The sequence below is a fragment of the Lelliottia sp. CFBP8978 genome, assembly GCF_034046055.2.
Taxonomy (GTDB): Bacteria; Pseudomonadota; Gammaproteobacteria; order Enterobacterales; family Enterobacteriaceae; genus Enterobacter.
In genome coordinates, this window is the sequence record NZ_CM188253.1 from 3,831,192 (window position 1) to 3,849,911 (window position 18,720).

At 51.4% G+C, this 18,720-nt stretch carries 17 protein-coding genes and 1 other RNA gene; 4 read left to right on the plus strand and 14 right to left on the minus strand.

The features are described from left to right. Nucleotides 1-74: 74 nt before the first annotated feature. A complete protein-coding gene (locus SOM82_RS17925) occupies nucleotides 75-776 on the plus strand; it encodes a pirin family protein (RefSeq protein ID WP_320460888.1) in 702 nt (233 codons plus the stop codon). Between the two features lie 44 nt (nucleotides 777-820). Here the strand turns inward: SOM82_RS17925 and SOM82_RS17930 are convergent, their stop codons facing one another. From SOM82_RS17930 to tdcA, 6 genes are all read right to left on the minus strand, one after another. Continuing rightward, a complete protein-coding gene (locus SOM82_RS17930) occupies nucleotides 821-1,231 on the minus strand; it encodes a Spy/CpxP family protein refolding chaperone (RefSeq protein WP_154126374.1) in 411 nt (136 codons plus the stop codon). A gap of 147 nt (nucleotides 1,232-1,378) precedes the next feature. Further along, nucleotides 1,379-3,673, minus strand: coding sequence for a formate C-acetyltransferase (pflB, locus tag SOM82_RS17935; protein WP_320460889.1), 2,295 nt, complete (start codon nucleotides 3,671-3,673; stop codon nucleotides 1,379-1,381). Between the two features lie 15 nt (nucleotides 3,674-3,688). After that, on the minus strand, nucleotides 3,689-4,897 hold the full coding sequence (tdcD, locus tag SOM82_RS17940; protein WP_320460890.1) for a propionate kinase: 1,209 nt from the start codon (nucleotides 4,895-4,897) through the stop codon (nucleotides 3,689-3,691). Between the two features lie 30 nt (nucleotides 4,898-4,927). After that, the gene (tdcC, locus tag SOM82_RS17945; RefSeq protein WP_154126377.1) at nucleotides 4,928-6,259 is read right to left on the minus strand and encodes a threonine/serine transporter TdcC; all 1,332 of its coding nucleotides are present in this window, start codon (nucleotides 6,257-6,259) and stop codon (nucleotides 4,928-4,930) included. A gap of 13 nt (nucleotides 6,260-6,272) precedes the next feature. After that, on the minus strand, nucleotides 6,273-7,262 hold the full coding sequence (gene tdcB, locus SOM82_RS17950; protein WP_154126378.1) for a bifunctional threonine ammonia-lyase/L-serine ammonia-lyase TdcB: 990 nt from the start codon (nucleotides 7,260-7,262) through the stop codon (nucleotides 6,273-6,275). A gap of 101 nt (nucleotides 7,263-7,363) precedes the next feature. Continuing rightward, entirely contained in the window at nucleotides 7,364-8,302 is a 939-nt protein-coding gene (gene tdcA, locus SOM82_RS17955; RefSeq protein ID WP_320460943.1) for a transcriptional regulator TdcA, read from the minus strand. A gap of 869 nt (nucleotides 8,303-9,171) precedes the next feature. Here tdcA and SOM82_RS17960 point away from each other — a divergent pair. Then, a complete protein-coding gene (locus tag SOM82_RS17960; RefSeq protein WP_003862882.1) occupies nucleotides 9,172-9,486 on the plus strand; it encodes a hypothetical protein in 315 nt (104 codons plus the stop codon). Here SOM82_RS17960 and SOM82_RS17965 read toward each other — a convergent pair. Together SOM82_RS17965 and SOM82_RS17970 are read right to left on the minus strand one after the other, a co-directional pair. Beyond that, on the minus strand, nucleotides 9,483-10,292 hold the full coding sequence (locus SOM82_RS17965; RefSeq protein WP_320460891.1) for a DUF4225 domain-containing protein: 810 nt from the start codon (nucleotides 10,290-10,292) through the stop codon (nucleotides 9,483-9,485). The two genes, SOM82_RS17960 and SOM82_RS17965, sit on opposite strands and share 4 nt — an antisense overlap. Before the next feature lie 134 nt (nucleotides 10,293-10,426). Continuing rightward, complete coding sequence (locus SOM82_RS17970; protein WP_414672122.1) at nucleotides 10,427-10,639, minus strand: hypothetical protein; 213 nt, start codon at nucleotides 10,637-10,639, stop codon at nucleotides 10,427-10,429. Nucleotides 10,640-10,808: 169 nt separating this feature from the next. Here SOM82_RS17970 and SOM82_RS17975 point away from each other — a divergent pair, with 169 nt between their 5' ends. After that, entirely contained in the window at nucleotides 10,809-11,258 is a 450-nt protein-coding gene (locus SOM82_RS17975) for a hypothetical protein (RefSeq protein WP_320460892.1), read from the plus strand. Here the strand turns inward: SOM82_RS17975 and SOM82_RS17980 are convergent. From SOM82_RS17980 to garP, 6 genes are all read right to left on the minus strand, one after another. Then, complete coding sequence (locus SOM82_RS17980) at nucleotides 11,196-11,699, minus strand: hypothetical protein (RefSeq protein ID WP_320460893.1); 504 nt, start codon at nucleotides 11,697-11,699, stop codon at nucleotides 11,196-11,198. The two genes, SOM82_RS17975 and SOM82_RS17980, sit on opposite strands and share 63 nt — an antisense overlap. 289 nt (nucleotides 11,700-11,988) lie before the next feature. Further along, nucleotides 11,989-12,367, minus strand: an RNA gene (gene rnpB, locus SOM82_RS17985) — RNase P RNA component class A. 32 nt (nucleotides 12,368-12,399) lie between these two features. After that, nucleotides 12,400-13,545 carry a glycerate 2-kinase gene (garK, locus tag SOM82_RS17990; protein WP_320460894.1) on the minus strand — a complete coding sequence of 382 codons (1,146 nt, stop codon included), beginning with the start codon at nucleotides 13,543-13,545 and terminating at the stop codon, nucleotides 12,400-12,402. A gap of 60 nt (nucleotides 13,546-13,605) precedes the next feature. Next, complete coding sequence (garR, locus tag SOM82_RS17995) at nucleotides 13,606-14,496, minus strand: 2-hydroxy-3-oxopropionate reductase (protein ID WP_154126380.1); 891 nt, start codon at nucleotides 14,494-14,496, stop codon at nucleotides 13,606-13,608. Nucleotides 14,497-14,528: 32 nt separating this feature from the next. Beyond that, nucleotides 14,529-15,299, minus strand: coding sequence for a 2-dehydro-3-deoxyglucarate aldolase (garL, locus tag SOM82_RS18000; RefSeq protein ID WP_154126381.1), 771 nt, complete (start codon nucleotides 15,297-15,299; stop codon nucleotides 14,529-14,531). Nucleotides 15,300-15,325: 26 nt separating this feature from the next. Beyond that, the gene (gene garP / locus SOM82_RS18005) at nucleotides 15,326-16,660 is read right to left on the minus strand and encodes a galactarate/glucarate/glycerate transporter GarP (protein WP_154126382.1); all 1,335 of its coding nucleotides are present in this window, start codon (nucleotides 16,658-16,660) and stop codon (nucleotides 15,326-15,328) included. 413 nt (nucleotides 16,661-17,073) lie between these two features. Between garP and garD the strand changes: the two genes are divergently transcribed. Beyond that, the gene (garD, locus tag SOM82_RS18010) at nucleotides 17,074-18,645 is read left to right on the plus strand and encodes a galactarate dehydratase (protein WP_154126383.1); all 1,572 of its coding nucleotides are present in this window, start codon (nucleotides 17,074-17,076) and stop codon (nucleotides 18,643-18,645) included. The last annotated feature ends 75 nt before the right edge of the window (nucleotides 18,646-18,720 follow it).

The following is an 18,720-nucleotide window of genomic DNA, read 5'->3' on the forward strand; positions in this document are numbered from 1 at the left end:
CGGGCAGAATATCTGGCTAACAATGAAGCGTCCATACCTTTACCATTGTTTTAGTGTAAAGAGAGGTCAGTTTTATGATTACGACAAGAACAGCAAAACAGTGCGGACAGGCCGATTTTGGTTGGCTGCAGGCCCGCTACACCTTTTCCTTTGGACACTACTTTGACCCAAAACTGCTCGGTTACGCCTCACTGCGCGTGCTGAATCAGGAAGTGCTCGCACCGGGCGCCTCCTTCCAGCCGCGCACGTATCCGAAGGTAGATATCCTGAATCTGATACTGGAAGGTGAAGCAGAATATCGCGATAGCGAGGGCAATCACGTCCAGGCCAGGGCCGGCGAAGCGTTGCTGATTTCAACGCAGCCAGGCATTAGCTATAGCGAGCATAACCTCAGCAAAGATAAGACGCTGACCCGCATGCAGCTGTGGCTGGACGCCTGCCCGCAACGGGAAAATGCGCTGGTACAGAAGATCAATTTGAGCGGCAATAAGCAACAGCTGATTGCTTCACCGGATGCCAGTCATGGCAGCCTGCAGCTTCGCCAGCAGGTGTGGCTGCATCACATTGAATTGAAAAAAGGTGAACAAGCAAGCTTCCAGCTTCACGGACCGCGCGCCTACCTGCAATCCATTCATGGCACCGTGCATGCGCTGACGCATACGGAAGAAAAAGAAGCGCTGACCTGCGGAGATGGGGCGTTTATCCGCGATGAAGCGAATATCACGCTGGTTGCCGACACGCCGCTGCGTGCTTTATTGATTGATTTACCGGTTTAATTTGAAACACCGGGTAACACATCAGTTACCCGGCTGCCCGCGAATTATTCGCTCAGTGCATTGGCGAAATCGGTTTTCACCTGTGCGCGCTGTTCTGGCGTCAGAACCTGGTTGACGTCGAAATAATATTTCACGCGATAATAACGCGTTTGCTCTTCAATCTTGCTGAATGCCGCAAGCTGGCTTTTCACTACGCTTTCATTCCATTTGCCTGCCTGGAACATCTCAATTAATGCGCCGTCTTTAACGCCGGTCATCGGGATATTACTGACGTTATCTTCCAGTTTCTGGTGCAGGGCCGTGATTTGTTTAACTTGATCGCTGCTCAATTTCAGGTGCTGAACGATCGGATCTTGCGATGGCGACGGTGCAGCCTGAACATTTGCCGCCTGAGCCGCAAAACAAACGCCAGTCAGGGAGACGGCCAGCAGCGCGATACGGGTCATTTTTTTCATCTTATTGTCCTTAAAATTTTTCGGAGGGAAAACAAGTACATTGTTTTTCAAGAACGGATGAACAGGTGTGAAATACTATATAAACAACCATGCATGTTAAGACATAAAAACCCCCTTACAGAAAGGGGGTACAGAGTAAGTGTAGACTCAGACGGACTGCGTGAACGTTCGCGAAATCACATCCTGCTGTTGCTCACGCGTCAGGGCATTAAAACGAACGGCATAGCCTGAAACACGGATTGTCAGATTCGGATAGTTTTCCGGATGTTCGATGGCATCCATCAGCATTTCCCGGTTCATGACGTTGACGTTCAGATGTTGCCCGCCCTCTATCGCATCCTCGTGATGGAAATACCCGTCCAGCAACCCCACGAGATTAGTTTTACGTATCCCATCGTCTTTACCCAGCGCCTGCGGCACGATTGAGAAAGTATAGGAAATCCCGTCTTTGGCATAGGTGAACGGCAGTTTCGCGACGGAGGTTAACGAAGCCACGGCCCCTTTGCGATCGCGCCCGTGCATGGGGTTGGCGCCTGGCGCAAACGGCGTACCGCTCCGACGCCCGTCCGGCGTATTACCCGTCTTCTGGCCATACACCACGTTGGAGGTAATGGTCAGAATCGACTGGGTCGGTACCGCGTTGCGATAAGTTGGCAGCGCCTGAATCTTCTTCATAAAACGCTCAACCAAATCACAGGCAATGCTGTCCACGCGATCGTCGTTGTTGCCGTACTGCGGATAGTCGCCAGTAATAACAAAATCGACGGCCAGACCGGTATGGTCGCGCACCGGCTGTACCGTGGCGTATTTGATGGCCGATAGCGAATCCGCAGCCACCGACAAACCGGCAATCCCACACGCCATCGTGCGGTGAACGTCACGGTCGTGTAGCGCCATCAGCGAGGCTTCGTAGCTGTATTTATCGTGCATAAAGTGGATAAGATTCAGCGCGCTAATGTACTGCACAGCCAGCCAGTCCATAAAGTGATCGAGGCTCGCCATCACGGTATCGTAGTCCAGCACATCATCCAGCAGCGGCTCGGTTTTTGGCCCTACCTGAATTTTCAGCTTCTCATCCACCCCGCCGTTGATCGCGTACAGCAGCGTTTTGGCGAGGTTGGCGCGCGCGCCAAAGAACTGCATCTGCTTGCCAATCACCATCGGGCTGACGCAGCAGGCAATGGCATAGTCATCGCTGTCAAAATCAGCGCGCATCAGGTCGTCATTCTCATACTGCAACGACGAGGTAACGATCGACATTTGCGCGGCATACTTCTTGAAGGCAATCGGCAGCGCTTCCGACCACAGGATCGTCAGGTTTGGCTCTGGCGCAGGCCCCATCGTGTTGAGCGTGTGCAGATAGCGGAACGAAGACTTACTCACCAGCGTGCGGCCATCCAGCCCCATTCCGCCAATCACTTCCGTGGCCCAGATCGGATCGCCGGAGAAAAGTGTGTCGAATTCCGGCGTACGCAAGAAGCGCACCATACGGATCTTCATGATGAAGTGGTCGATCAGCTCCTGCGCCTGGATCTCGTTCAGACGTCCAGCCTTCATGTCACGCTCAATGTAAATATCCAGGAACGTCGCCGTACGGCCCAGCGACATCGCTCCGCCGTTCTGCGACTTCACCGCCGCCAGATAGGCAAAATAGAGCCACTGCACTGCTTCCTGAGCATTCATCGCCGGGCGAGAGAGATCAAAGCCATACTTCGCCGCCATCTCCTGGATTTGCAGCAGCGCCCGGCGGTGCTCAGATAACTCTTCGCGCAGACGGATTGTGGCTTCGAGATCTTCTCCGCGCTCCATCTTCGGCTGCAGATCGGCAAATTGCAGTTCACGCTCACGCACCAGGTAGCTGATGCCGTACAACGCCACACGACGATAGTCACCGATGATACGCCCACGGCCATATCCGTCCGGCAGGCCGGTCAGCACGCCGGATTTACGGCAGCGCATCATCTCAGGCGAGTAAACGTCGAACACGCCCTGGTTGTGCGTTTTACGCAAATGCGTGAACAGATATTCAAACTGCGGATCCATTTCCCGCCCGTAGGCCTCAAACGAACTGCGGATCATGTTGATCCCGCCATACGGATGCAGCGCCCGTTTGAGCGGACGATCCGTCTGTAGCCCGACAATCGTTTCCAGCTCTTTCTCGATATAACCCGGTCCGTGAGCCGTAATCGTGGTGGCGACATGGGTATCGAAATCGACCGGAGCGTGAGTCGCATTCTCCTGGCGAATCCCTTCCATCACCTTCTGCCACAGCGCCGTGGTGGCCGGGGTCGCTGGCGCTAAAAAGCCCTCATCACCTTCATATGGCGTGTAGTTGTGCTGAATGAAGTCCCGCACATTGATACTGTCCCGCCAGTCATTACCGCAAAAGCCGGCCCACGCGTCGCTGTAGGGGGCGACACGGACATCAATATTTACCTTCATGATTTTCTCTCTGTATCAGGCAATTTCAGCTGCCAGAGCGGCCTTTCCAAGACGGAGGGCATCCAGCGCGATCATTTTTTCTTCGTTGGTCGGGATCACGGCGCAAGGCACGCGAGACGTGTCGATGGTGATGATTCGCTCGCCGGCACTGCCCGGCAGGGCATTTTTCTCATCATCCAGCTCAATGCCGAACACCTGTAAGCGCTCCGTCACTAACTGGCGGATCAAACGGGAGTTCTCACCAATGCCGCCGGTAAAGACAACGCCATCCAGCCGGTGCAGGGAGGCGGCATGGCCCGCAATATGGCGAGCGATGCGATGCGCAAACGTCTCGACTGCCAGCCGTGCGCGCTCGTGACCGTCGTGCCAGGCTTTTTCCAGCGTGCGCAAATCGGACGAGACGCCGGACAATCCCAGCAGCCCCGACTCCTTATTGACCACGCGCTCCAGATCGTCAAACGACTGGCCGGTCTGCTGTGCAATCCACGCCATCGCACCAAAATCGACATCACCGCAGCGGGTTCCCATCACCAGCCCTTCCAGCGGCGTCATGCCCATTGAGGTGTCAACGCTGTGACCGTTGCGCACCGCGCAGATGGACGCGCCATTACCGAGATGCGCAATGACCAGCCCGCTATCCTCTTCAGCAATACGCAGCAGTGAATAAGCCTGGCGAGCGACATAGCGGTGGGAGGTTCCGTGAAAACCGTAGCGACGCACGCCTAACTCTTCGAAATAGCGCCATGGCAAACCGTACAAATAGGCCTGCGGCGGGAGTGTCTGATGGAAGCTGGTATCGAATACTGCCACCTGTTGCACGCCCGGAAACAGCTGTTGAGCGGCTTCCACGCCGCTGAGATTGGCGTAGTTGTGCAGCGGGGCCAGCGGTGAAACCTGACGGATCTGGTCGATAACCTCTTCTGTGATCAGGGTGGACTCTTTGAAAATGCTGCCACCGTGAGCAATACGGTGGCCAATCAAGGCCACGCTGCCCATCAAATCGCGCTTCTCCAGCTCCAGGGCGATGGCGGCCAGCGCCCCTTCGTAGTCCTTGCGAGCCAGAGACGCTGGCTCGCTCCCGTTCACGGATATAAAGGCATTCTCCGTATTCACGCCGTCCGCGATGCCCGCCATCAGCGCCTCGCCGCTCGCGGCATCCAGCACAGAAAACTTCACAGACGACGAACCACAGTTAATGACCAGTACAACCGGAAATTCAATCATGTCATTACTCCGCTCTTCCTGAGCTTTAAATCAGAACAGTTTGTAAACGATATTCAGAATGGTCAGCAGGCCAATCGCGGTGACGAAGATGTTCTCCGTTCTGCCTTTGTATTTCGCCAGTGCCGGCGTTTTGCGGATGGCGTACATCGGCAGCAGGCACAGCAGAGAGGCAATGATCGGCGCACCCATGGCTTCAATAAGGTCGAGAATGTTCGGGTTCGCGTACGCCACCACCCAGGTCGATCCCATAATGAAGATCATGCTGATGGTATTGAGTTTGCCGACGGACACTTTTTTCTTATCGCCCTTATAGCCAAACTTCAGCACCAGGCCGTTCAGCCCTTCCAGCGTGCCCAGGTAATGGCCGAAGAAGGATTTGAAAATCGCGACCAGCGCAATAATCGACGCGCCATATTCCAGCACCGTAGCGAAGGTCGATTTCGTGCCAGAGAGCGAAGCAAAGTGGTTGGCAAGGTAAGACAGCACCGGAATATTCTGCGCTTTGGCTTCCGCCATGTTTTGCGGAGAGAGCGTGAACAGGCAGCTAAAGGCAAAGAACATCACCACCGCCACCATCAGCATGCTGGCGCGTCCGATAATTTTGGAACATTTCTGCTCGGTGAACGCTTTACCAAACTCCGGTTCGTACTCTTCGCGCTTCGACACCACAAACGAAGAGACAATGGGTGAGAAGTTAAAGGAGAAGACCATGATAGAAATCCCCAGCCAGACAGTAACCAGAATGCCGTCATGCCCGGTAAAGGAGATATCGCTCAGGTTCACCTGGTCGATCACCGCAGAGTTCCAGTAAGGGATCAGCGACAGAGAAATGAGCACCAGACTGGCGATAAACGGGAACACCAGGAAGCTCATCACCTTCACCATCAGGTCTTTACCAAACCAGATGACGAAAGCCATTAACAGCAGCAGGAACAGCGCGACAAAACCACGGTTTAGTGCTGGCAGCTGGAGCTGATTTTCCCAGAAGGTCATAAACGTGTTGGTAATAGTGACGCCGTAAATCCACAACAGCGGACAAATGGCAAAAAAGTAGAGGAAAGTGATGACCACACCGCCGGTCTTACCAAAATGCTCCTCAACCGTCTCGGTAATATTCCCGGAAGGATTGCTCCCCGAGAGGCACAAACGCGCCAGAGCGCGGTGACAGTAGAAGGCAATCGGATAGGCCAGAAGCAGCATCAGCAGAATGGGGATCAGGCCGCCGAACCCTGCGCGAATCGGGAAAAACAAAACGCCAGCACCGATTGCGGTGCCAAAAAGGCCGAGTGTCCAGGTGGTATCTGATTTACGCCAGGAGCTCGCTTTTGTCTGACTGACAATAATACTTTCAGTGTTGCTCATAATCTGTCCTTATTTATGCGTCAACGAGGCCGGTGATTTGTGAAACTCGGGAGAGATCGATATTACCGCCGGAAATAATACTGACTGTTTTCCGACCCTGAATATAATGATCCAGTTTACCGCTTAATAATGCAGCCGTTGCCAGAGCGCCAGCCCCTTCAGTCACGACTTTATTGCGCTGAATTAAAGCCACCATGCTATTGCGAATATCATCTTCGCTAACCAGTACGATATCATCGACTAATTCACGAACGATCTGGAAGGTTAAATTACCCGGACGAGAAACATCACAGCCGTCGGCTAAGGTCCCGGTGGTGCGATGATTGACAATTTCACCGGCAAAGAACGAGGCCGCCATACCGTGTACGTTTTCAGACTGAACGCCGATAATATTAATGGTCGGGTTAATTGATTTAATCGCTGTCGCAATCCCGGCAATTAATCCACCGCCGCCAATCGGGACAATAACGTTATCGACATCATACAGATCTTCCAGGATTTCAAGACCGATGGTGCCCTGCCCGGCAATCACTTTAACATCATCATAAGGCGGGATAAAAATGCGCCCCTCCATCTCAACGATTTCGCTCACTTTGGCGATAGTGTCGTTAAAGTTTTCACCATGCAGCACCACTTCTGCCGAATAGTCACGGGTGGCGGCCACTTTAGACTTTGGCGCCCCCATCGGCATCACCACTTTGCCGTCAATCCCCAGCATGGCGCAGGAGAGCGAAACGCCCTGGGCATGGTTGCCTGCGGAACAGGCCACGACCCCTTTACGACGTTCTGCTTCGGTTAACGAGCTTAATTTATTAAATGCACCGCGAATTTTAAATGAGCCAGTACGCTGCATATTTTCAAATTTCAGGAAAATTTCGCCTTTGCAGCGTTCGCTCAGATAGTTAGAGCGTGGCATACCCGTCTTATAAATTTTTCCAGCCAGTCGTTTACGGGCATCTTGTATTTCTTCAATCGTTACCGGAAGGTCGTAAGTAATGTGCATATAATCCTCTTTATAATAATTCATTTTATGTCAGAAAAATTTGGGCGTCAGCGATATATAAATTTCGCCGGGTGTTTTTAAAATGTGCACTTCTCAATATATTATTCAGTTATGGTGAGCTGTTTTCGCCTTTCACTATTTTGCGCGGAATATTGCTTCGCCAACTCCACTAATACCGAAGCGGATTTTTTAATACGATAATTTTTTGACCAGACGGCGGCATAACGCGCGACCGGTAACTCATCTTCGACTGGCAGCACCACAAACTGGTCTGAACCGAAAGGAGTAATCATGTCACGCGGGATAACGGTGAGATAATCGGCATTGAGAACCAGGTTATAGATGGTGACGACGGAGTCCGTCTGGACGATATTTTCGATACTGATGTGGTTGTTCTGAAGGGTGGTTAATAGTTCTTTGTAGTAACCCATATCCGTTTGCGGCATCACCCACTGTTCATGCGTGAGCGATGCCAGGCTTGTCGTGTCGGTGCACGTTCGCGATCTGCTGGCCACCAGCACAAACTCAGATTCAAAAAGCGGCTCAACGTGCAGATCCTGCAGCAGCATTTCATCGCTCAGCGTCCCGATGGCAAAGTCCAGCCGTCCGTCCCGAATGGCGGGCAGGAATGACGATAGCTGCGCTTCAAACATTGATACTCGCGCTTTTGGGAACACTTCTTTGAATTTTTTGATCATACTGGAGAGGAACGTGAAACCAATCAGCGACGGATAGCCGAACGAGACGTCAATAACGGTGCTGAAACTCAGGCTGTTCATCTCACTGACCATATTCTTCATTTCGCGAGTGATGGACTCGGAGTAGGCGAGCAGTGTCTGTCCCGCGCTGGTCAGCTTCACACCGGTGTTTTTGCGCACGATCAGTTCGACGCCAAAATAGGATTCGATATCGTTAATAATTTTACTGACGGCTGGCTGTGTGAGCCCGAGCTGTCGGGCGGCAGAACCAATGGATCCACTTTTAATGACTTCCTGAAATACAACCAGGTGTTGTGTTTTCGGTAGAATAATAGTGTTCATCATATTCTGCGCTTATTTCCTTATCCCGATGCAGAATTCTACTCATTATTGATAGCAAGGGTATGTGCTGTCTCTCACAGATTACTTTTTACGACACATCAGATGCCATTAAAATAGTCTATTTTTAATTATAAATCACCAAGTTACATAAATAGTTACCATAAACCCGCCTGATATTGATCAATAAAAAACAGAGAGATAATTTTATTTTATGGCGATAACCACGATCTATTTATGGTGATAAAGGATCGGTAATAAAGGTGATATTTCAGGCAATTAACGGCGAATAATTAGACGTAATTTCTATTAAACATTTTTGTATATTATCAAATAACTTAATAAATACTTGTCAACATCAGGAAAAGCATCGAACCCATCACATATTCACGCGGCAAATGTATTAAATAAAACGATTTCATTAATTTATACGCCATGAATAAGATACAAATAAAAAACAAAATCAACAATAAATTAACACCAAGAAAATCACATTTTCTAGCGCGATATTTTGTGAATTGGATCGCTAATATCGGTAAAGCAGCGCAACTCCAGACAAAAACAGTGAAATGTGCTTATTGTCGCAAAAATGAGAATTCGTTCGTTTTGACGAAGGCGTCGTGGACAGTCATTCATCTGTGCAGCCAAAAGCAAAAATTGTGCTGCTAAAAGCAAAAAACTCCGCCGAGACGGGGTTTGTTAAGAAGCTGAAGCTGACTGATAAACCCGTGGCGATTCACTTTTTTGGGAAACGGTAGTTTTCCAGAATTAGAGAAACAGTTTCAGCTGGAATGCTGTAAAGTTCATCAGTATGATTATTTGCACAATCAGCGATTGAGAAAACACTTCTGGGAGATAAGGGACGAGACGATATGAAAGTGACTGATGAGGCTTTGTTACGTTCAGGGTTTACGCAGCCCGAATTGCAGAAGATAAAAAGCAATATTGAAAAATATGGAGGAACGCTTGGAGAGGCCATAAATGACCTCGCCAGGCGATTTGTTACCTTGGCGGGAGTGGTGGCTGTGTGTGCCTTAATCCTACTGCTACTTATCGTCTTCAGCTCACCTGATAGAGCAGTTGCATGGGGGCTGGCGATGATCTTTGGGGTTGCCATTATGTCCTTCGCACAGCCGCCGGTAATTTCCTATAAATCCTGGCGTTACCGAAAAACTATCAAGGATTAACTGGTTCCATTTTCTGTTGTCAATAGATCGAAAATCACTTTTGCTTTAACACCATAACCGACAATCTTCATTGTTAGCTTAGGAGTGCTCATTGTGCTGACTTTGCGATAGTAATCGTGTGGAAGCCAGCGGAATAATCTCCAGGCTCCAGTTTTTCGAGCGAGTCCTACAATGCTGTACACACTGGCACCAAGAGTAACACCATTATAGAGAGCCAAGCCCGTGTTAGGATTAAATCCCATGAACTGGGCCGTATGCATCGCAGAGTCAGCAATTATACCTTGCGAGGGTTTATGTCCTGCTGGCTGATCAAAGTTGAGCACTTCTTTCGTTAATCCGTTCATTCCATCGGCAATCAGGACTGCCCCAGCCAGCATACCAATCGGCCCCATAGTTGATAACATCATAAAGCCACCAAAGAGAACCACGCCTGATAGCACCACATTTACAGCGGATATAACATAACCAACGATTTTATTATTTTCTCGAACAAATTCTATCTTTGCATAAAGTTGTGCGGCTCTGGTCCTTAACAGGCGCTCTTGTTCTTGCAGATTATCCGTTTCGGCACGCAGATTTTTTATGCATACGATGCATTGTTCATCTGTTTTGGCCCGTCGCGCTGCTTCAAATTCTTTCTCTACAACCTGTTTTATCTCCTCGACAAACTTGATACGTGTTAGACCATCTTGCAAATAGAATGCTGATAGCCGATTTGCTGTTTCGACGAGTTTCCGGGCTTCAAGATTCACCATGGTATCTGACCATGTTCTGTTCCAGCCCCTATTAAGCAGCGCGATATCCATAAAGCCTCCTTTCCCAAATGTGTCAGGTCACTTTACGTGCAATATGCTCACGGGCAACAGGAAATGCTTTCCCAGAGTCTGATTTTAGCGGAACGAACACATGGGCAAACTTTGAGATCCAGCACGGTATTTCCCTAATTGTCATCTTCGGATGTGTCAAAACTCTTGCTGTACGGGCAATGTTTCGACCGGGTTTTATAGACGAACGTGTACACATTGTTGCTGTATACGCAGAGTATCATCCCGTTTTCCGTGGTTGTCTGTACAGGATTGCTCATCGTTATGCGCCCGGCGCTGGCGTTGAAGGCCACCATCAAACCGCAAAGTATCAGTATATAACCTTTCATTTTCTCGTCCTTTTCTGGAATGAAGTTCGCTACTTCTTACCGCTTCATCATTGGGTACATGGGGACTGTGCATGCACACCATTAATCCATAAAAACGATTGAAAATATAATTTCGATAGATAAAATCTATTATGAATTTTAACGGTCAAGTCTGCATACAGGAAGAAGTATGAAAAAAATTATTGTGTTACCTCTGTTGCTCTGCGCTTTCTCATCCGTAGCTAGTGGAGCGGTCTCGGGCGAAATCCAGCCATATCCTGATTACCTGGCTGCATATGTCAAAACGCTTGTTACTGTTGGGTGTGAACAGGCACTGAAGGGAGGTTCTGAGGATGTACTGATAAAGCAGGCAACACGGGGTATGAAGAAAGATACACCGAGCTACTACGCTGTTTACAATTCTGTCGTTGAGGGCGCTGGAGCTGGAGCTGCGCTTAAAGCTAAAGGGAGATTGATAACTAAAGATAAGATAGCCATTGATAGCTGTGGTGGGGTCGCAGCCTATATCTCGATGCAAAAAGATTTTATGAAAATGGTGGTTGATGAGATGACGACATCAGAGCAATCGCAAGCTGGTGCCGTAAAACCAAAGGCGACATCTTCTGACGAAAGCGTGTAGCGACAAAGCAGGGGTCTGTGGTTCTTCAGGCTTAGCAGCTTGACCGGGAACATAATCACTTTCTGGTCGCATAGAGTTAACGATCTGGCGATAATCAGAATGCCGTTGATCCATAAAGGCTATATGTGCATCGCAGTAATGTCTCCAAAGGAGATCGTATTCTGAGGCCAAATAATCGATTTCATCCGCCATGCCCGTAAGATCAAACTGGCTACCAAGTTGCTCTATGACTGAATCTGTCGACAGCGGTTCAACATCTTGTTTAAAGGTTCCATCAAGTAGCAGCCCAAAATCATGCGCATTACGTTTTTCACGAGCCAATGAACCGGATTCTCGCAGGGTGCTACGTACAGTTGAGGGAATTTTTTTTGCTGCGGCGTAAAAATCTGCCTGAATTTTAAGCAAATAACGATCAATATCGTCTTGTTCTAACTTCTTCATTTTCTGCACTATGTCCAATAATTGGGCTGGCTCCATTTTGGACGATTTTACAAAAGAAATGAACATAGAGAGACGGGAAGATATAAATCTTGCTCTGCTGGCTGAATCGCAGCCTAGAGACACGCGGAACAAACCGCCTGAAGGTAGTCTGAAATGAAGGCAGTAGCGGTTGCCACGCTTTAGGATATTCGGGATGGAACAGCCGTTGGTGTGCCTCGTCTGTATCACAGTCTGTGTCACATTTTCACCTATTAAGGCCTGAGACACACCAACGTATTGTTTTAGAAGAAGTTGAAGCTGACCGATAAGCCGGGTTCTGTCGTGGACAGTCATTCATCTAGGCCAGCAATCGCTCACTGGCTCAAGCAGCCTACCCGGGTTCAGTACGGGCCGTACCTTGTGAACCCCTATTTGGCCTTGCTCCGGGTGGAGTTTACCGTGCCACGGACTGTTACCAGCCGCGCGGTGCGCTCTTACCGCACCCTTTCACCCTTACCTGATCCCGCTTGCGCGGGCCATCGGCGGTTTGCTCTCTGTTGCACTGGTCGTGGGTTTCCCCCCCAGGCGTTACCTGGCACCCTGCCCTATGGAGCCCGGACTTTCCTCCCCTCCGCCCGTCTCCCCCCGAAGAGGGACGACGACGAAGCGGCGACTGTCTGGTCAGCTTCGGCGCGAAGTATAGAGGGTTTGCGTCCCGCTGTCACCCTTGCGTGCGCATCCCCACCTGTAAAGTCGCGGCGATATTACGCGACGAGCGGTAAATGTTGTCAAATGCACCGCGGAATGCCTCTTCCAGGGTTCCAATACTGCTTAACACGCTGAACACCGCGTCGATACCGTGCTGATGCACCACACCAACATCGCTGGTCAGGCTGCCTGCAATTCCGATCACCGGTTTATGATATTTTTTGGCAACGGTCGCCACGCCAACCGGCACTTTGCCGTGGATACTCTGGCTGTCGAGACGGCCCTCACCGGTTAACACCAGAGTGCAATCGTGGATATGCTCCTCCAGGTTCAACGCCTGGGTGACGATCTCAATCCCGCTGCGTAACTCCGCGCCGAGGAACGCCATCAGCGCTGCCCCCATCCCGCCCGCGGCGCCAGAACCAGGGACATTTCTCACGTCAATGGACAGGGATTTCTTAATCACATCAGCAAAGTGGCTGAGATTTCGATCGAGTTCGACGATTTTTGCTTCGTCCGCCCCTTTCTGCGGGCCAAAAATACGCGATGCCCCTTTATCCCCCACCAGCGGATTGGTGACATCACAGGCCACGCGAAGGGTACAGTTCTTCAGTCGCGGATCCAGCCCGGAGACATCAATACTGTTTAACGCCATCAAACTACCGCCGCCGTAGCCAATCTCCGTCCCGTTGGCGTCACACAGTTTCGCGCCAAGGGCCTGCATCATTCCGGCACCGCCATCATTGGTGGCGCTACCGCCAATGCCGATAATGATATTGCGCGCGCCCTTGTCCAGCGCATCGAGGATCAGCTCGCCTGTCCCCCGCGAAGTGGTAATCAGCGGATTGCGTTTTGCAGAAGGAACCAGCGCCAGGCCACTTGCTGCGGCCATCTCGATAATCGCGGTAGTACCATCGCCGGACATTCCCCAGCAGGCATTCACTTGTTCGCCCAGCGGGCCCGTGACAACAATGTGCTGTTCCGTGCCCTGAGTGGCGGCAATCATCGCGTCGACCGTGCCTTCTCCACCGTCAGCAACAGGCACAGAAACATACTGAGCATCAGGAAAAATTTCCCGAAATCCTTTTTCTATCGCCTGAGCTACCTCGGAGGCAGAAAGGCTTTCTTTATACGAGTCAGGGGCGATTACGATTTTCATAGTTGTAGCCTGTTACTGCACGCGGCAAAAATACCGGGCGCGTTTCTGCGCCCGTCTTTGTTAGCGAGTGACTTCCACTTTCGCCAGTTTTTCGTAGTAGCATGCAATTGCGCTGTGGTCTGCATTACCGAGACCATCGGCGCGTAACGCCTGCATCATCTCCATTACCGCTGCGGTCAGCGGCAGCTGTGCGCCGACGCCGTGAGAGGTATCCAGCGCATTGGCCAGGTCTTTGATGTGTAAGTCGATACGGAAGCCCGGCTTGAAGTTGCGGTCCATCACCATTGGCGCTTTCGCGTCCAGCACCGTACTGCCCGCCAGTCCACCGCGAATAGCCTGGTACACCAGATCCGGGTTCACGCCCGCTTTGGTGGCCAGCGTCAGCGCTTCGGACATCGCGGCGATGTTCAGCGCCACAATCACCTGGTTCGCCAGTTTGGTCACGTTGCCCGCACCGATTTCACCGGTATGCACTACGGAGCCCGCCATTGCTTTCAGCAGATCGTAATATTTGTCGAAAATGGCTTTATCGCCGCCGACCATGACCGACAGCGTGCCGTCGATCGCTTTTGGCTCGCCGCCGCTCACCGGCGCATCCAGCATCTCTACGCCTTTCGCTTTCAGCGCTTCGCTGATTTCACGGCTCGCCAGCGGAGCGATAGAACTCATGTCGATCAGCACCAGCCCTGGCTTCGCGCCTTCAATCAGCCCGTTTTCACCCAGCGCCACCTCATGGACATGCGGGGAGTTAGGCAGCATGGTGATGACCACATCACACTGCTCAGCAATCGCTTTGGCGGTGATCGCGGTTTCAGCACCAGCGGCAATCAATTCCGCAATGACTTCAGGATTACGGTCAGAAACCACCAGCGAGTAACCGGCTTTAATGAGGTTTTTACTCATTGGTTTGCCCATGATACCCAGGCCAATAAAACCAACTTTCAGTGTCATAATTGCATCTCTCTCTCTATTATCGATGGTGATTATTTTTTAAAGGAATCCGCTAACTTCTGCGTGGCAGAACGGAATACGCCGAGGTCGCTGCCTACGGCAACAAAGGTGGCGCCCCACTCAAGGTAACGGCGAGCATCAGCCTCAACCGGAGCCAGAATACCGCTCGGTTTACCGTGCGCTTTAGCACGGGCGAAAATGTGCTGGATGGCACGCTGCACCTCCGGGTGACTGGCATTGCCGAGGTGGCCAAACGCCGCAGCCAGATCGCTTGGACCGACAAAAATGCCGTCCACGCCGTCCGTTGCCGCAATGGCGTCAACGTTGTCCACGCCCTGCTGACTCTCAATCTGAACCAGAATCGTGATGTTCTGGTTGGACTGGGCAAAGTAGTCCGGCACCGTGCCGAACATATTGGCGCGATGAGAAACGGACACGCCGCGAATACCTTCTGGCGGATAGCGGGTAGACGCCACGGCCTGTACCGCTTCTTCCACATTTTCCACAAACGGGATCAGGAAGTTATAGAAGCCGATATCCAGCAGGCGCTTAATAATCACCGGCTCGTTGGTTGGCACACGCACCACCGGCGCGCTGTGGCTCCCCTTTAGCGCCATCAGTTGCGGAATAAACGTGGTGATGTCATTCGGCGCGTGTTCGCCGTCCAGTACCAGCCAGTCAAACCCTGCCAGCCCTAACACTTCGGTGCTGATGGGGTTAGCCAGCGCAGACCAGCAGCCAATCTGAATCTCTTTTGCCGCCAGGGCCGCTTTAAACTTGTTCGGGAAAATATCGTTACTCATCGCTTATACCTTCAATGAATCGTGATTTATTTCTGCAATTCCATACGTTTGATGTCGCCTACCACGAACAGGTAACACACCATCGCCATCAACGCCGAGCAGCCAACGAATACCAGAGCCGCATTAAATGAATGCAGTTCGCTCACCAGATAGCCAATCACCAGAGGCGTGACAATCGACGCCACGTTACCGAAGACGTTGAACACACCGCCACACAGGCCCACAATCTCTTTTGGCGCGGTGTCAGAAATGACCGGCCAGCCCAGCGCACCAAAGCCTTTACCGAAGAATGCCAGCGCCATCAATGCCACCACCAGCGCGGTATTGTTGGTGTAGTTGCACAGGATAATGGTCGATGCCAGTAGCATGCCGAGCACAATCGGTAACTTACGCGCCAGGGTAATAGACTTGCCGCTTTTGATCAGATGGTCTGAGAACACGCCGCCCAGTACGCCACCCGCAAAACCGCACAGTGCCGGAATAGAGGCCACCATGCCGACCTTCAGAATTGACATTCCCTTCTCCTGCACCAGATAAATCGGGAACCAGGTGAGGAAGAACCAGGTAATGGTGTTGATAAAGTATTGACCAAAAAATACGCCGAGCATCATGCGGTTGGTCAACAACTGTTTGATGTAATGCAGTTTTGGTCCGCTTGCCGCTTTGTCGCCTGGCTTTTTATGATCCATATCGACTACCGCGCCGCCGTCCGAGATGAACTTCAGCTCTTCTGCAGACATACGCGGATGGTCGGTTGGGTTATGGATAAACTTCACCCACAGCCCGGTCAGAACAAAGCCAATCACACCCATCACGGTAAAGACATGTTCCCAGCCCCACGCGAAGGTCAACCAGCCCAGCAGCGGTGAGAAAAGTGCCAGAGAAAAATATTGCGCAGAGTTAAAAATAGCCGAGGCAGTGCCGCGCTCTTTCGTCGGGAACCAGGCGGCCACAATACGGGCGTTGGCCGGGAAAGACGGGGCCTCCGAGAAACCCAGCATAAAACGCATACAGAACATGGAGATACCTGCCCACGCCAGCGGGAAGAAATCAACAAAACCCTGTAAGAACGTGAACAGCGACCAGAAGAACAGGCTATAGGTATAAACCTTCTTCGAGCCAAATTTATCGAGCAACCAGCCGCCCGGGATCTGCATCAGCAGATAGGCCCAGCCAAATGCAGAGAAGATATACCCCATCGACACGGCACTTAACTGGAGCTCTTTCGCGACTTCTGTCCCGGCAATAGAAAGTGTCGCGCGGTCCGCATAGTTCACCGCGGTCACAATAAAGATAATCAGCAATATTAAATGACGGGTATGAATACCCTTTTTTGTTTCTACAGCAGTATCCAGTGACATTTTAATTTCCTCAGGTACATCGGTGTAGGTGTTTTTATTATTTTTGGAATCGTTTTACTGATTATTTATTGATAGCAGGCAATATCAGTTAATTAACCAGATACAATGAAATCGTGATTAAGTATAAACATCAGCCCTGCCCTGCACATTGTTGTATCGCTCAATTATATGCGTATTTAAGAACATTATTTTGAGCATATGCACAATCATCTGGGCGCTGATGCACAGATTTACGCATTACTCGCCAGACGGCGGTGATGCGCACTCAGGGGAGTGATCTTCGTCACATTTTTATCCTCCGAGTCCTGACATTCTTTATTCAACAAAGCAGCGTCTTTATTTCTGACAATAAGAAAATAAACACTCTTGTCACTGCATTTAATATCTAAGATTTAACTGGAGAATAATGAGCAATGGCCGACATCGAAATTCGACAAGCGTCGCCTACGGCGTTCTATATTAAGGTACACGACACAGATAACGTGGCGATCATTGTTAATGACAATGGCCTGAAAGCGGGAACTCGTTTTCCTGATGGCCTGGCGCTTATTGAACACATTCCCCAGGGACACAAAGTCGCACTGGTCGATATTCCGGCGCATGGCGAAATCATCCGCTACGGCGAAATCATCGGTTACGCCGTGCGCGCGATACCTCAGGGCAGCTGGATTGATGAATCATTAGTTGAACTGCCTAAAGCCCCGCCGCTGAATACACTACCGCTGGCCACTCGCGTCCCTGAACCGCTGCCGCCTCTGGAAGGTTATACCTTTGAAGGCTACCGCAACGCAGACGGCAGCGTGGGAACGAAAAACCTGCTCGGCATTACCACCAGCGTGCATTGCGTGGCGGGCGTGGTGGATTACGTGGTCAAAATCATCGAACGTGATTTGCTGCCGAAATATCCGAACGTTGACGGCGTGGTCGGCCTGAATCATCTCTATGGCTGCGGTGTCGCCATTAATGCCCCGGCGGCGGTCGTACCGATTCGGACTATCCATAACATTGCGCTGAACCCGAATTTTGGCGGCGAAGTGATGGTGATTGGCCTGGGCTGTGAAAAGCTCCAGCCGGAGCGTCTGCTGCAGGGCACCGAAGATGTCAAAGCCATCGCGGTTGATGACGCCAGCATCGTCCGTTTGCAGGATGAACATCACGTCGGCTTTAAATCCATGGTCGACGATATTCTCCAGGTTGCCGTCCGCCATCTGGAAAAACTGAATAAACGCCAGCGCGAAACCTGCCCGGCCTCAGAGCTGGTTGTCGGCACGCAGTGCGGCGGCAGCGATGCTTTCTCAGGCGTCACTGCGAATCCGGCAGTGGGTTATGCCTCCGATCTGTTTGTTCGCTGTGGCGCAACGGTCATGTTCTCGGAAGTCACTGAAGTCCGCGATGCAATTCACCTTCTCACGCCGCGAGCCATCAATGAAGAAGTGGGTAAGCGCCTGCTGGAGGAGATGGCCTGGTACGATAACTATCTCGATCTCGGGCAAACCGACCGCAGCGCTAACCCGTCGCCGGGCAACAAAAAAGGTGGCCTGGCGAACGTGGTCGAAAAGGCCCTCGGCTCGATTGCTAAATCCGGCCAGAGCGCCATCTCTGAGGTGCTTTCACCAGGCCAGCGTCCAACCAAACGCGGTCTGATTTATGCCGCAACGCCTGCGAGCGATTTTGTCTGCGGTACGCAGCAGGTGGCATCCGGTATTACGGTACAAGTCTTTACCACCGGGCGTGGCACGCCGTACGGTCTGATGGCGGTTCCGGTAATCAAGATGGCGACCCGTACTGAGCTGGCGAACCGCTGGTATGACTTAATGGATATTAACGCGGGAACCATTGCGACGGGCGAAGAGAGCATTGAGGACGTGGGCTGGAAACTGTTCCACTTCATCCTGGATGTGGCGAGCGGCCGGAAGAAAACCTTCTCCGATCAGTGGGGATTGCATAACCAACTGGCGGTATTTAACCCGGCTCCGGTGACCTGATTCTTCGCCCCACTTCCCTCTTCCCGCAAGGGCGGAGGGAACCGGTCGCTGGATAACAGGCCGGGCGGCATGACG

What these genes read in the sequence shown, in the direction of transcription:
- garR (WP_154126380.1), bottom strand. Translation starts at nt 14,496, where the DNA reads ATGACACTGAAAGTTGGTTTTATTGGCCTGGGTATCATGGGCAAACCA.
- tdcA (WP_320460943.1), bottom strand. Translation starts at nt 8,302, where the DNA reads ATGAACACTATTATTCTACCGAAAACACAACACCTGGTTGTATTTCAG.
- SOM82_RS17960 (WP_003862882.1), top strand. Translation starts at nt 9,172, where the DNA reads ATGAAAGTGACTGATGAGGCTTTGTTACGTTCAGGGTTTACGCAGCCC.
- garD (WP_154126383.1), top strand. Translation starts at nt 17,074, where the DNA reads ATGGCCGACATCGAAATTCGACAAGCGTCGCCTACGGCGTTCTATATT.
- SOM82_RS17965 (WP_320460891.1), bottom strand. Translation starts at nt 10,292, where the DNA reads ATGGATATCGCGCTGCTTAATAGGGGCTGGAACAGAACATGGTCAGAT.
- garK (WP_320460894.1), bottom strand. Translation starts at nt 13,545, where the DNA reads ATGAAAATCGTAATCGCCCCTGACTCGTATAAAGAAAGCCTTTCTGCC.
- tdcD (WP_320460890.1), bottom strand. Translation starts at nt 4,897, where the DNA reads ATGATTGAATTTCCGGTTGTACTGGTCATTAACTGTGGTTCGTCGTCT.
- SOM82_RS17970 (WP_414672122.1), bottom strand. Translation starts at nt 10,639, where the DNA reads ATGAAAGGTTATATACTGATACTTTGCGGTTTGATGGTGGCCTTCAAC.
- SOM82_RS17930 (WP_154126374.1), bottom strand. Translation starts at nt 1,231, where the DNA reads ATGAAAAAAATGACCCGTATCGCGCTGCTGGCCGTCTCCCTGACTGGC.
- SOM82_RS17980 (WP_320460893.1), bottom strand. Translation starts at nt 11,699, where the DNA reads ATGAAGAAGTTAGAACAAGACGATATTGATCGTTATTTGCTTAAAATT.
- tdcB (WP_154126378.1), bottom strand. Translation starts at nt 7,262, where the DNA reads ATGCACATTACTTACGACCTTCCGGTAACGATTGAAGAAATACAAGAT.
- garL (WP_154126381.1), bottom strand. Translation starts at nt 15,299, where the DNA reads ATGAGTAACGATATTTTCCCGAACAAGTTTAAAGCGGCCCTGGCGGCA.
- SOM82_RS17975 (WP_320460892.1), top strand. Translation starts at nt 10,809, where the DNA reads ATGAAAAAAATTATTGTGTTACCTCTGTTGCTCTGCGCTTTCTCATCC.
- garP (WP_154126382.1), bottom strand. Translation starts at nt 16,660, where the DNA reads ATGTCACTGGATACTGCTGTAGAAACAAAAAAGGGTATTCATACCCGT.
- pflB (WP_320460889.1), bottom strand. Translation starts at nt 3,673, where the DNA reads ATGAAGGTAAATATTGATGTCCGTGTCGCCCCCTACAGCGACGCGTGG.
- SOM82_RS17925 (WP_320460888.1), top strand. Translation starts at nt 75, where the DNA reads ATGATTACGACAAGAACAGCAAAACAGTGCGGACAGGCCGATTTTGGT.
- tdcC (WP_154126377.1), bottom strand. Translation starts at nt 6,259, where the DNA reads ATGAGCAACACTGAAAGTATTATTGTCAGTCAGACAAAAGCGAGCTCC.